Source organism: Corynebacterium sp. HMSC074C01, from assembly GCF_001814605.1.
Classification (GTDB): Bacteria; Actinomycetota; Actinomycetes; order Mycobacteriales; family Mycobacteriaceae; genus Corynebacterium.
This window is the reverse complement of the sequence record NZ_KV817260.1, coordinates 104,008-116,027: the sequence shown is the minus strand read 5'-3', so window position 1 is coordinate 116,027 and position 12,020 is coordinate 104,008. Positions and strand designations below refer to the sequence as shown.

The following is a 12,020-nucleotide window of genomic DNA, read 5'->3' as shown; positions in this document are numbered from 1 at the left end:
GCCTCAACGGCCCTAGCCCCAGGTAATCTCAGTCCGCGTAATTTCCACGCAAATGCGCTGGCGCAGTGACTGCGGTGCAGCCTGTCCCCCGCAACATTTGCGCACGAGCGCTCGGATTACTTCTTCACTCTCGACGCGCTGTTGACAGGCATCGCACTGCGCGAGATGCTCGCGGATTTCCAGTGCTCGCGCATAGCTGGTTGATTCATCGAACAGCTCCCGAAAGAGCGCTTCAACCTCGGGAGAGTTACACGCACCGCAATTGCGTCCTGTTGCGCGTTCCATTACTTCTCCTCCATCTCTGGGTGGTTGCGACCAATGCCTTTTTCTCGTGCTACGTCCTTCAACGCCGCGCGAAGCAATTTTCTTCCGCGGTGGAGGCGGCTCATGACCGTCCCCAATGGGGTGCCCATCACTTCTGCGATTTCCTTATAGGCCAAACCCACCACATCCGAGTAGTACACCACCATGCGGTAATCCTCCGGCAGGTCATTCATGGCCTCGGAAATCTCCGAATCCGGCATCTGCTTGAGTGCTTCGACCTCCGCTGATTCCAGGCCCGTGGAATCATGCCCGGACGTGGTATACAGCTGAAAGTCACTCAGCTCATCCGCTGAGGATTCCACCGGGCGGCGCTTGGCCTTCCGGTAAGAATTGATGTAGGCATTCGTCATGATGCGGTACAGCCACGCCTTCAAGTTCGTGCCCTGTTTGAAGGAATCGAAGTTGCTAAAGGCCTTGAGGTAGGTCTCTTGGATCAAATCCTCCGCGTCTTGCGGGTTGCGCGTCAGACGCATCGCTCCGCCGTAGAGTTGGTCCAGCAAGGGCAAGGCTTGCTCCTCAAACAACCGCTGTTTCTGAAGCATCTCGCTCGTCGTTTCTGTGGCCATACCGACCATCCTAGCGCTCCGGACTAGGGTGGTTTATATGTCCAAGAAGACCCCGCGTGCCGCTACCCCCGCCCTCAAACTCCTCGAAGAGGCAGGTATTGACCACCGCGTCTCTACCTTTGATGGCGGTCGCGAAAACTTCGGTGAGGCAGCCGCTGCGGCCCTCGATGTTGCCCCTGAGCGCATTTTCAAAACCCTCGTCATTGATCTGAGCGCTGGCAAAGGCCCTAAACGCCAACTCGCCGTCTGTGTCCTTCCAGTCACTCACCAGCTCAGCCTCAAGAAAGCCGCCGCCGCTTTCGGCGCATCCAAGGCCACGATGGCCGCGCCTGTCGACGCTTCCAAGTCCTCCGGCTATATCCCCGGCGGTATCTCCCCGTTGGGGCACAAGCATGTCCTGCCCACTGTCGTTGACGAGACCGCGCTGCTCTTCGACACCATCCTTTTCTCCGGAGGCAAGCGTGGCCTCGACATCGAGATGAATCCGGAGGATCTCCCCCGCGTGCTGGAGCTCTCCTTCGCCGACGTTCTCGCCGACTAGTTCTCGCGAACTAGAAGAGGGTGGTGGCCGGTGGTTCGTCGATAAGCTCTGCGTAGTCGTTGCGCACGTTGCCCACCGCGGGGTCTGCCGGGCGTGCCTGAAAGCCGCGCACGGAGCTCGGCTCCAGCAGTGCCTCTCCCGCCAGCCAGGGCGCGATCTCTTCTGTAGACAGAAACTTGGGCAGGCGGTGGTGCAGCCACGCCATCTCCTCCGTGGCATCCGTGGTCACCATAGTGGCCGAAAGCCTATCCATCCCCGTGGCCCACAAACCAGCCGCCCACAGCAGACCATCGGGCCCGGTCACATAGTAGGGCTGCTTCTTGGCTTTCTTGTCCTCTCCAGCCTTCCACTCGTAGTAGCCATCCAGCGGGATGACACAGCGCTGCGCCTTGAAGGCATCGCGGAAGGAAGGTTTCTGCGCCACAGTTTCCGCGCGGGCATTAAACAGCAGCGGGCCATCGAGGTCTTTCTTCCAATGCGGGATAAGCCCCCAGCGGGCTGGCTCCACGCGGGCGGTCTCCTCCGCAACCCGCACGATGGCTATGGGCTGGGTCGGAGCAATATTATAGCGTGCCGGCGGCAGGCCTTCCGGCGCGTGGACCTCCGTGATGGACTCCCACGCTCCGATTTCCTCCAGTAGGGACTCGGTGAACAGAACAAATCTTCCGCACATGCCCTTTATTATGGACTACATGTCTGCATTCTGGAGTGCTCCCCAACCCACCGGCCCGCTGTCCTGGACTCAGGAAGTTCCCGGGTCAAAGTCGATGACCAACCGCGCCCTCATCCTCGCTGCGTTGGCTGACTCACCTTCTATCATCTACAACCCGCTGGTGTCCCGCGATACTGACCTGATGAAAGAAGCTTTGAAGGCCATGGGCGTAGGTATCTCCGAGTGGGGACCGCACCTGCGCGTGACGCCGGGTCAGCTCCATGGGGCGACCGTGGATTGTGGCCTGGCTGGCACGATCATGCGCTTCTTGCCTCCGGTGGCAGCGCTGGCGGATGGGCCTGTTGTCATCGACGGTGACCCTTATGCCCGGAAGCGCCCCATGTCCACGATGACCACGGCCTTGCGTGAGCTGGGGGTCGACATCGAAGGCGATAGCCTGCCGCTTAGCATCACGCCTCATGGCACTCCGGAGGGCGCCGAAGTCACCATTGATGCCTCCGCTTCTTCCCAGTTCGTCTCCGGGCTGCTTCTGGCCGGGGCGCGCTACCGCAACGGAATCAGCGTGCGCCACGAAGGCGGCACCGTCCCTTCCCAACCGCATATTCTCATGACCATTAGCATGCTGCGTGAGGCCGGCGTGCACGTGCTCGCGGGCGACGACAATTGGGTCGTCCGGCCCGGGAAGATTAAGGGACGCGAGTGGTACATCGAACCAGATCTCTCCAACGCCACTCCGTTCCTTGCCGCTGCCGCCGTCTCAGGCGGCAGCGTGAGCATTCTGAATTGGCCGGAGGAAACGACCCAACCAGGTGATGCTTTCCGCGGCATCCTGGAGCAGATGGGGGCACAGGTTGAGTACGTCCCGCAGGCCCCTCGCCAGGATCCCTACCTGCAGGTCACCGGCCCGCAGGAGGGTCTAGCAGGCCTGCGCGGCATCGATCTCGATATGGGAGATATCGGTGAGCTCACCCCTACCGTGGCTACGCTGTGCGCTCTGGCTTCAACGCCGTCGACGCTGACCGGCATCGCGCACCTGCGAGGCCATGAGACGGACCGTCTGGCGGCCCTCGCTACGGAGATCAACGGCCTTGGCGGCAACGTCACCGAGCTTGACGACGGCCTCCGCATCACCCCTGCCCCACTCCACGGCGGCCAGTGGCACTCCTACGCCGACCACCGCATGGCCACCGCTGGCGCCATCATCGGCTTGGCAGTCGACGGTGTCGAGGTCGAGGACATCGACACCACGTCCAAGACTCTGCCCGGCTTCGCCAAGATGTGGGAGGCCATGATCCATGGCTAGGCGCGCGAGCAGCTACGACGAATCAGATGTCCGCATCCGGCCGGGTAAAGGCTCGCGCCCTCGCACGAAGGACCGTCCGAAGCACAAGGATGCCAAGTTCGGCATGGTCATCACCAAGGACCGCGGGCGCTGGGGAGTTGCCCTTGATAATGATGGCCCGGTTGTTACCGCCATGCGCGCCCGCGAGATGGGCCGCACGCCCGTAGAGGTCGGTGATCGGGTCGGCGTCGTGGGCGATACTTCTGGTAAGAAGGACACCCTCGCGCGCATCGTGAAGCTAGAGGAGCGCACTTCCGTCCTTCGGCGCACCGCGGATGATACGGATCCTTATGAGCGCATCGTGGTGGCCAATGCGGACCGCCTCCTGATCGTGAGCGCCGTGGCGGATCCACCGCCGCGCTCCGGATTCGTGGAGCGTGCTCTCATCGCGGCCTTCGCCGGCAATATCCAGCCCGTCCTGTGTCTGACGAAGACCGACCTCACCGACCCCACTCCGTTCGCCCAAGAGTTCGCGGACTTGGATGTCACCGTGGTGGAAGCTGGCGTGGACGATAGGCTGGAGCAGGTCTGTGCCGCAATTGATGGACATGTCACGGCCCTCATCGGCCATTCGGGCGTAGGAAAATCCACGCTGGTGAACCGGCTGGTACCGGATGCCAACCGCGAAACCGGCGAAGTCTCCGCTGTGGGCAAGGGCCGCCATACATCGACGCAGTCGGTGGCGCTGCGGTTGCCTGCTGAAGGGAGCACCCCGCATGGCGGATGGATCATTGATACCCCAGGCATCCGCTCCTTCGGCTTAGCCCACATTGATGCGGAAAACGTCATTGAGGTCTTCGATGACCTTGCCGAAGCAATTGAGGATTGTCCGCGTGGATGCACCCACGCCGGGCCACCCGCGGACCCCGAATGCGGATTGGACCTCAGCATCGAAGAAGGAACGGCGTCTGCGCGCCGTCGCGACGCAGTGCGGGGCCTTTTGGCTTCCCTGCGCACCAACGTCGATTGGGCCTAAAGCCTAAAGGCCTTAGGCGTAGCGCTGGAAAGGCCTTACGCGTAGTACAGGAAGAGCTTTACGCGCTCTAATGGCACCTAAGTTTTAGAGCGGAAGCATTGCCGCCAGCTGCGGCGGCAGAACGGTCTTAAGGAAGGGACCAGCCGCGCGGAGAACCATAAGGATCACGGCCAAGCCGCCGGAAACGCCGAGGATGATAGCGCCGCCGGTATCGATATTGGAGGAGGTGTTGCCACCGGTCTCCTCTTCCTTATTGAACTCTTCTTTCTTCGCACAGGCGTTGAGGGCCTTGACGTAGTCCGGCGCAATCCCACGGAAGGCCTCTACCACCGCAATGTTGTTCTTTGCGCGCTTGACGGCGTCCTCATCACCGAGCTCGACCTCTGCCTCATAGCCAGCCAGAGCACGGTAGAGCTCGTCCGATTGGTTCTCTACGTCGCGAGCACGCTTCTCCGCGTCCTTGGGCGAAATCTTCAGGCCATTCTTCAGCAAGCTGCTGTCGACGTCATTATCCTTCGACTCCGCATTCTTCAGGTCGCTGGCTTCCTCTTCGTTCAAGGTGATGGTGCACTTATCGTTCTTGATGGAGGTGGTCACTGCACCGGCAGTCGGGGCAACGACACCGCCAGCCACAAGCGCGACGGACAAGGTCGAGGTAGCCACCACACGGCGAAGACGGGAGGAAGACATACTGAGTAAACCTCTCGATAGAGCTGAGTTTTACCCCCGCAGAATATCAGCAATCAGCCCAACTTGGGCAGGTAATCACCAAACTCCTTGTAGGCGGCGAAGCCAATGCTGATGATGCCGAAGAGGATGGCGATAACGACGGCCACTGGCCCCTGCGAGGAGCCCTCGAGGATTCGCAGCCATGGGGTCGTTACACCCATATCAGGATCCGGATTTTTGGGGTCTGGGTTGCTGCGCTCCGCGTGCTCCTGCACGATCGGCGCTGCAGGCTCCTCTGCGCCGGCAACTGGTGCGGCGACAAGCGCAGCGGTGCTCAGGGCAGCGGCGGTGACAAGGCTAGCAAGACGGGCTCTCTTCACGGTGGTGCTCCTTCTTAAGCGATGGCGTTAGAGGCTTAGACTAGCACCACGCGTGAGGCACCGGTGATTGTTGGCAAGAAGATCCCTAAAGAAGCTCCACAAGGATGGGTAGTTCGGTGGGGTCATAAAAAGCCATGAAATTATCCAAAGCATCACCGACTACGAGCTCAGCGTCCTCATCCCCGAGATCAGCGTTGTCGATAGCGTTAATAGCCTTGGCCGTAGCGGCTTCGGATTCCTCGATATCCACGTGGATGGCCTGCAGGTTAGCCTTCGTGATCGTGGCAGGATTGAGGGCCACGACAGGCTCGCCCATGTCCGGTTTCGGAGTCACCACGGACTCATCCACGTCGACGGAGATGACCACGCGTCGGTGGGGAAACTCTTCTTCATCCCCGACAGCCAACAGGCGCAATGAAGCCATGGACGCTTCAAGGAAGGCAGAGTACTCAATTTCTTCCTCGTCGCCTTCGGTGTAGAACTCACGCAACGCGGGCGTTAACGCAAAACCCCAACCACTGCGGGCGGCGAGCTGGCCGGTCTCCTCAAGCTCAGCCAGCATGCCGAAGGTAGCCGGCAGGAAGACGCGCACATCCTTCGACACTTAGAACTCACCTTCAATGTCGAAGACTGCCTGGACCTCAACGCTTGTGCGATCGAAGACCGTGTAGAGCATGCCCACCATGCCGTTCTCCACAGCAGCGCGCACGTTAACGATGGAATCATCCACCATGACGCAATCATTAATCGGCAGGTCGATAGCATCTGCCGCGGCTTGGAAGGCAGCACGGTCCGGCTTCTCAGCGCCAACCTCGCCGGAGAGCACCACGGCATCCACGATGCCGCGGTATTCCCACTCACGGATGTGCTCCGCGCCTGGGCCGCCCGGATCGTTGGAAAGGATAGCGGTGGCAACTCCGTTGGATTTCGCGGCGGCGAATAATTCCCTCCAGCGCTTGACGTCCTCCTCGGTGCCGTCAAGCACGCCTACAAAATCGACGATGAGTCCACGCATTTTATCTACCCTTCGCATTGAACTGTGTTTATCGTCCGAAAGTATAGCGAACATACCGCCCGCCTGCTCTCACCGGCCGATGCGCTGCAAAGCTCTAGCCGCAGACGGGGCTGCCATGGCACAATGAACGTGCATCCAGCTTCCTTCTCTGTGCCCTTTCCCATTCGTTGCTTCAGCGCCTTCCTCCGTACCGCGCATTGCGGAAGAGGACGCGATTGACATGTACACCCCCATCCCCGGCATGAGCCACCTACAACTGTATGTTGCCCCGCAACGCATCCGCTACGAGCGCGAGCCCACAGCTCGCGACCTAGCCACGCGGGAAGAGATCCGTGGTCTCGTTGTCATAGTTCTCGAAGTCGCCGCCGCCTTGCGGCCTTTGAGTCATCTCAATAACCCGCGCTTTGCCCCGGAAATCACTAAGCATGTGCGCGCCTGGAGGAAAGCCCAGGCAGCGGCGGAATCACACGGAGGAATGACGCTGCGCAGCTTACACGCGCGCTCAAATGGTGAGTTCTTCGGTTCGGTGCTCTTAGGCTCAACACGGCGCGCTTTTACCGGCGCTGCAACCGGCCGATACCTGCGGTCATTCCGCTTACTTTCGGGCGGCCTGCAAACCCACTGACTCAAGAGAAAGAGGTTCTGAGGACGAGGTTCTTGAGGTTTTAGAGAGGATTAGAAAGCAAACCTATGGCTTAGCCTTGGTCTTAGAACAGCGATCCCAGCTTGATCAGGATGGGTGTCCAATCGATTCCGGCGAAGGCCGCAGAAGCGCTCACCAAAGCTAGGCTGATGCCGCCAAACATGGTGGCCCCAACCACGGGAAGCTTCGCAGTAGCTTCATCAAAGCTTTCCGGTTCAGGCACCGCGCCACACTGAGTGGAGACAACATCCTGTGAGCTAAGTGCAGCGTCCTTCAAGGAGTCATCGCTCTGAGAGTCCAATACGGAGGCCAGCTGACACTGCTCTTCCGGGGTTAGTTCCAAAGCCGAAGCAGCTGCGCCGCCACCCAGCAGGGTGGCAGATGCGAACACGGATAGACCTACTCGCAGAGACAAGCGACGCATACTAACTCAACCTCCGAAGAAAAACAATTAACGTTCTGCCAGTATATACCTAACTACTTCCAATAAAAAGACGCCGTGGGGAAAGATTCCCACGGCGTCTTGCGTTGGCTAACGCTGGCGCTTCAGTGTTGTCCTATGCTTCCGCTTCACCCGCGGCATTCGCCTCTTCCTGCGCCTTGAACTGCTTGCGCAGCATAAACAGCTGGCGCACGGTTTCTTCCTTGACCGCGTCATTCATGGCATTGAACATGTCGCCGCCTTCCTTCTGGTACTCCACCAGAGGATCGCGCTGCGCCATGGCACGCAGACCGATACCTTCCTTGAGGTAATCCATCTCGTAGAGGTGCTCGCGCCACTTCTGGTCAATAATCGGCAGGATGATCATGCGCTCGGTATTGCGCATCTGGCTTTCGCCGCCGATGGCGCTCACGGCTTCTTCGAGTTGGTCATACTCAGAGTTCGCATCAACCAACAGTGCATCGCGCAGCTGCTCCGCAGAGATCTCGCCGGCGGAGCCGTACTCGGTACCGTCGACAAGCTCCTCGTGCGTCATAGTCGGCCCGTAGAGGGACTCCAGCGCATTCCACAGCTCGTCTAGGTTCCAGTCCTCCACGTATCCGGTGGCTGTCGCGCCCGCCACGTAAGCAGACACGGTATCGTTGATCATCTCGCGGATGTTGTCCTTGATGTCGCTGGCCTCGAGGATGTCGTGGCGGGTGGCGTATACAACCTTGCGCTGCTCATTGAGTACCTCATCGTACTTGAGCACGTTCTTACGCATCTCAAAGTTCTGGTTCTCCACCTGCGCCTGTGCACCCTTGATGGAGTTAGACACCATCTTGGCCTCAATCGGCACATCATCCGGCACGTTGAGGCGGTTCATCATATTTTCCATGGATTGGCCCACGAAGCGCACCATGAGCTCATCACGCATGGACAGGTAGAAGCGGGTCTCACCCGGGTCACCCTGACGGCCGGAACGGCCGCGCAGCTGGTTATCAATACGACGCGACTCGTGGCGCTCAGTGCCCAATACGTACAGGCCGCCGGCCTCGCGGACCTCGTCGCCCAGGCGCTTGGAGCGTTCCCTCTCCTGATCGATCTCTGCGTCCCAGGCCTCCTGGTACTTTTCTTCATCCTCGAAGGGATCGAGGCCGCGCTCGCGCAGCTTCTCATCCAGGATGACCTCGGGGTTACCGCCGAGCACGATATCGGTACCGCGGCCGGCCATGTTGGTGGCTACGGTTACGGCGCCGGGGCGGCCGGCACGGGCGACGATCTGACCCTCTTCCTCGTGGTGCTTCGCATTGAGCACCGAGTGCTTGATTCCGCGCTTGCTCAACAGCTGCGAGAGGTACTCGGAGCGCTCCACGGAGGTGGTACCTACCAGCACCGGCTGGCCTTCGGCAACGTGCTCCTCGATGTCATCCACCGCCGCAGCGAACTTGGCTTCCTGGGTCTTGTAGATGCGGTCGGAGTGGTCGGTACGCTGGTTCGGCTTATTAGTCGGAATCGGCACCACGTCTAGCCCGTAGATGGAGTGCAGCTCAGCAGCCTCGGTCTCTGCAGTACCGGTCATGCCGGAAATCTTGTCGTAGAGACGGAAGTAGTTCTGGAGCGTAACGGTGGCGAGAGTCTGGTTCTCGTTCTTGATCTCCACCTCTTCCTTTGCCTCAATGGCCTGGTGCATGCCTTCGTTGTAGCGACGACCAGCCAGAACGCGACCGGTGAAGCTATCCACGATCAGCACTTCGCCGTTGCGGACAATGTAGTCCTTATCGCGGGTGAAGAGCTCCTTCGCCTTCAAAGCATTGTTGAGGTAGGACACCAACTGGGAGTGCTCCGGGGCGTAGAGGTTTTCAATACCCAGCTGATCCTCGACGAATTCGACGCCCTCCTCCAGCACACCAATGGTGCGCTTCTTGTGGTCCACCTCGTAGTGGATGCCCTCGCGCATCTTCGGCGCCAACTTGGAGAAAACGCCGTAGAACTGGGAGGAGCCGTCGACCGGTCCGGAAATAATGAGCGGGGTACGGGCCTCGTCGATCAGGATGGAGTCAACCTCATCCACGATGCAGTAATTGTGGCCACGCTGGACCGTGTCATTGAGCGAGCGGACCATGTTGTCGCGCAGGTAGTCAAAGCCCAGCTCATTGTTAGTGCCGTAAGTGATGTCGCAAGCATAAGCTTCCTTGCGCTCCGCAGGGCGCATTTCGGAGAGGATGACGCCAACAGTGAGGCCCAGCCAGCGGTGGACACGGCCCATCATCTCGGCGTCACGCTTGGCCAAGTAATCGTTGACCGTCACGATGTGTACGCCCTTACCCTCCAGCGCATTGAGGTAGGCCGGCAGCAGCGAGGTCAGGGTCTTGCCCTCACCGGTGCGCATCTCAGCGACGTTGCCGAAGTGCAGGGCGGCACCACCCATAATCTGCACCTTGTAGTGCTTCTGATCAAGCACACGCCAGGCGGCCTCACGCACGGTGGCGAAGGCTTCGAGCAGGATGTCATTCATCTTTTCGCCATCCGCCAGACGCTTCTTAAACTCATCAGTCTTAGCCTTGAGCTCGTCGTCCGACAGCGCCGCGAATTTATCTTCTAGGGCAATAACATCATCTGCAATTTTGGCCAGGCGCTTGACGGTGCGTCCCTCACCGGCACGGAGCAGCTTGGAAAGTCCAAACACGTCTAGATAGTCCTTCTTGTCGCGACAAATAAGTTAACTCGTCGCCATTGTACTCACTAGCTTTTCCCTTACAGTTCGCCACCCAGACCAAAGCGTAATTCTGCCCCCCACCCCGGCGTTTGCAGGACGCCCCCTCATCCGTCACGAAAAAGAGAAGATCAAAGATTAACAATGCTTAATAGAGAAATAAGAAGGCTCCCTGTCTCGCTGCGCGTGTGCGCTGCGGGGCAGGGAGCCTGTGCACTAGGCCCCAAGGCCTTTAAGGCTTAGGCCTTAAGCATCAGCATCCGTGAGGGAGATGAGACCGTAATCGAATGCGTGACGGCGGTAAACCACGGAAGGCTTGTTGTTCTCCTCGTTGATGAAAAGGTAGAAGTCGTGGCCGACCAGCTCCATCTCGCTGAGCGCATCATCGACAGACATCGGGGTTGCCGGGTGCTCCTTGAAGCGGACGACCTGGCCCGGGCGAACATCCTCGACGGTCTCGGCGTAGGGATCGATGTAGCGCTCTTCCTTAGCAGGCTTAGCTGCCTCAGCTTCAGCGACCAGCTCAGCAGCGATCTGGCCAGTACCCTTCTGGGCGCGGTGGCCGGACTTCACGTTCTCACGGCGCACCTTAACCTTGCGCAGGGAGCGCTCCATCTTGCCCAGGGCAGTCTCGAGTGCCGCATAGAAAGAATCTTCCTTCGCCTCGGCGCGAGCGATGTGCCCCTTACCGGTAGCGGTGATCTGCAGACGCTCTGCCTCGGACTCGCGGCGCGGGTTCGGCTCGTGCTGCAGCTCCACGTGGAAGAAGGTCAGGGTCGGATCAAGGCGCTCGATCTTGGCTAGTTTTTCAGTGACACGTTCCTGGAAGTGCTCCGGAACCTCCACGTTACGGCCGGTGATGGTGACCTGAGCGTTGGTCTGCTGGGACATGAAATGCCTCCCTATACTCGTGGGGACTGAATGACTGCACATTCTGCGGACTTCCACAAGCCTGTGATGAGGGGCCGAAAGCCCGCTTCCCTGTGACACCCCTCATGCTACCACTGGTCATAACCAACGCGGTGACTGGCCCCCTCCACCTAAGCTCGATAGCGGCCCACCCTACGCATCTGCCAGCACAATCGCGCCCGCAACGTCACCCCCGATAGCCCACACACGCGCGGCGCTGGCGCGCAGCGTTGCGCCGGTGGTGATGACGTCGTCGACAAGCAGCACGCTCTTCCCCACCAGTTCGCGGGCGGCGGGACGCAACAGCACGGCTGTCCGCATGTTATCAGCGCGCTCCACGGCGCTGAGCTCCGATTGGTCCGCGCTGCTTTCAGCCGTACTCAAGGCATTGACCACAGCCCAGCCCGGAAGTCTGGCAGCCGCTGCCTGGCACAGCGAAGCAACAGGATCGCCACCGCGGCGACGCGCCGAAGACACACGCGTCGGCGCCGGCACAAGCAACCCGGTCTCCGGGATATCACCTCGGGCGCGCAAGTAATCGATGCCGGCGGCGAACACCGCCCCGAGATGAGCACGCACTGCGCGGTGCCCACGTTCCTTCATGGCAATGATGACCCCGCGGCGAGTATCGGAATAGGGTCCAAGAGCCCATGCCGGAAACCCCAAAGGTTGCGGCCGTTCCACCCGGCGCGGAACCTGCCGCAAGTGTTCCTGGCAGGACGTGCACAACACCCCGCCCGCAGCTGTTTCTCCCCCGCACCCGGCGCAGGGACGTGGCAAGAAAAGCTCCACGAGAGCGACCGTGGCCTCCCCTATCCCCCGATTCTTCGGCATGCACCCCACTG

At 60.1% G+C, this 12,020-nt stretch carries 15 protein-coding genes; 4 read left to right on the top strand and 11 right to left on the bottom strand.

What is annotated here, in order from left to right:
• Positions 1-12: 12 nt before the first annotated feature.
• On the bottom strand, positions 13-285 hold the full coding sequence (gene rsrA, locus HMPREF2978_RS12690) for a mycothiol system anti-sigma-R factor (protein WP_010189169.1): 273 nt from the start codon (positions 283-285) through the stop codon (positions 13-15).
• Positions 285-890, bottom strand: coding sequence for a sigma-70 family RNA polymerase sigma factor (locus tag HMPREF2978_RS02185; protein WP_010189171.1), 606 nt, complete (start codon positions 888-890; stop codon positions 285-287). Before HMPREF2978_RS02185 ends, rsrA begins: the two co-directional genes overlap by 1 nt.
• A 37-nt stretch (positions 891-927) precedes the next feature.
• Here HMPREF2978_RS02185 and ybaK point away from each other — a divergent pair, with 37 nt between their 5' ends.
• Positions 928-1,431: a Cys-tRNA(Pro) deacylase gene (ybaK, locus tag HMPREF2978_RS02180; RefSeq protein ID WP_070743886.1), complete on the top strand. Its 504-nt coding sequence runs from the start codon at positions 928-930 to the stop codon at positions 1,429-1,431.
• 10 nt (positions 1,432-1,441) lie between these two features.
• On the opposite strand, the gene HMPREF2978_RS02175 is transcribed toward ybaK, so the two are convergent.
• Positions 1,442-2,104, bottom strand: coding sequence for an SOS response-associated peptidase (locus HMPREF2978_RS02175; protein ID WP_070743884.1), 663 nt, complete (start codon positions 2,102-2,104; stop codon positions 1,442-1,444).
• On the opposite strand from HMPREF2978_RS02175, the gene aroA reads away from it, so the two are divergent.
• Both aroA and rsgA read left to right on the top strand, forming a co-directional pair.
• On the top strand, positions 2,103-3,407 hold the full coding sequence (aroA, locus tag HMPREF2978_RS02170; protein WP_070526216.1) for a 3-phosphoshikimate 1-carboxyvinyltransferase: 1,305 nt from the start codon (positions 2,103-2,105) through the stop codon (positions 3,405-3,407). The genes HMPREF2978_RS02175 and aroA overlap by 2 nt on opposite strands.
• Positions 3,400-4,422 carry a ribosome small subunit-dependent GTPase A gene (gene rsgA, locus HMPREF2978_RS02165; RefSeq protein ID WP_070743882.1) on the top strand — a complete coding sequence of 341 codons (1,023 nt, stop codon included), beginning with the start codon at positions 3,400-3,402 and terminating at the stop codon, positions 4,420-4,422. The genes aroA and rsgA overlap by 8 nt, the downstream gene beginning before the upstream one ends.
• An 84-nt stretch (positions 4,423-4,506) precedes the next feature.
• Here the strand turns inward: rsgA and HMPREF2978_RS02160 are convergent, their stop codons facing one another.
• From HMPREF2978_RS02160 to HMPREF2978_RS02145, 4 genes are all read right to left on the bottom strand, one after another.
• Positions 4,507-5,112: a hypothetical protein gene (locus tag HMPREF2978_RS02160; RefSeq protein WP_070526220.1), complete on the bottom strand. Its 606-nt coding sequence runs from the start codon at positions 5,110-5,112 to the stop codon at positions 4,507-4,509.
• Between the two features lie 53 nt (positions 5,113-5,165).
• Positions 5,166-5,471 carry a hypothetical protein gene (locus tag HMPREF2978_RS02155; protein WP_070526223.1) on the bottom strand — a complete coding sequence of 102 codons (306 nt, stop codon included), beginning with the start codon at positions 5,469-5,471 and terminating at the stop codon, positions 5,166-5,168.
• Between the two features lie 85 nt (positions 5,472-5,556).
• Positions 5,557-6,063, bottom strand: a complete 507-nt coding sequence (locus HMPREF2978_RS02150; RefSeq protein ID WP_210383625.1) for a DUF6912 family protein — start codon at positions 6,061-6,063, stop codon at positions 5,557-5,559.
• A 12-nt stretch (positions 6,064-6,075) separates the two neighbouring features.
• Entirely contained in the window at positions 6,076-6,486 is a 411-nt protein-coding gene (locus tag HMPREF2978_RS02145; RefSeq protein ID WP_010189184.1) for an HAD-IA family hydrolase, read from the bottom strand.
• A gap of 220 nt (positions 6,487-6,706) precedes the next feature.
• Here HMPREF2978_RS02145 and HMPREF2978_RS02140 point away from each other — a divergent pair, with 220 nt between their 5' ends.
• On the top strand, positions 6,707-7,111 hold the full coding sequence (locus HMPREF2978_RS02140; RefSeq protein WP_070526227.1) for a hypothetical protein: 405 nt from the start codon (positions 6,707-6,709) through the stop codon (positions 7,109-7,111).
• 82 nt (positions 7,112-7,193) lie between these two features.
• Here the strand turns inward: HMPREF2978_RS02140 and HMPREF2978_RS02135 are convergent, their stop codons facing one another.
• From HMPREF2978_RS02135 to HMPREF2978_RS02120, 4 genes are all read right to left on the bottom strand, one after another.
• Positions 7,194-7,553 (bottom strand): hypothetical protein, encoded by a 360-nt coding sequence (locus HMPREF2978_RS02135; protein WP_070526233.1) that lies wholly within the window; start codon positions 7,551-7,553, stop codon positions 7,194-7,196.
• A gap of 133 nt (positions 7,554-7,686) precedes the next feature.
• The gene (secA, locus tag HMPREF2978_RS02130; protein WP_070743880.1) at positions 7,687-10,239 is read right to left on the bottom strand and encodes a preprotein translocase subunit SecA; all 2,553 of its coding nucleotides are present in this window, start codon (positions 10,237-10,239) and stop codon (positions 7,687-7,689) included.
• A 273-nt stretch (positions 10,240-10,512) separates the two neighbouring features.
• The gene (gene hpf / locus HMPREF2978_RS02125) at positions 10,513-11,157 is read right to left on the bottom strand and encodes a ribosome hibernation-promoting factor, HPF/YfiA family (protein WP_010189188.1); all 645 of its coding nucleotides are present in this window, start codon (positions 11,155-11,157) and stop codon (positions 10,513-10,515) included.
• Positions 11,158-11,328: 171 nt separating this feature from the next.
• A complete protein-coding gene (locus tag HMPREF2978_RS02120; protein WP_070743878.1) occupies positions 11,329-12,009 on the bottom strand; it encodes a ComF family protein in 681 nt (226 codons plus the stop codon).
• Positions 12,010-12,020 lie beyond the last annotated feature (11 nt).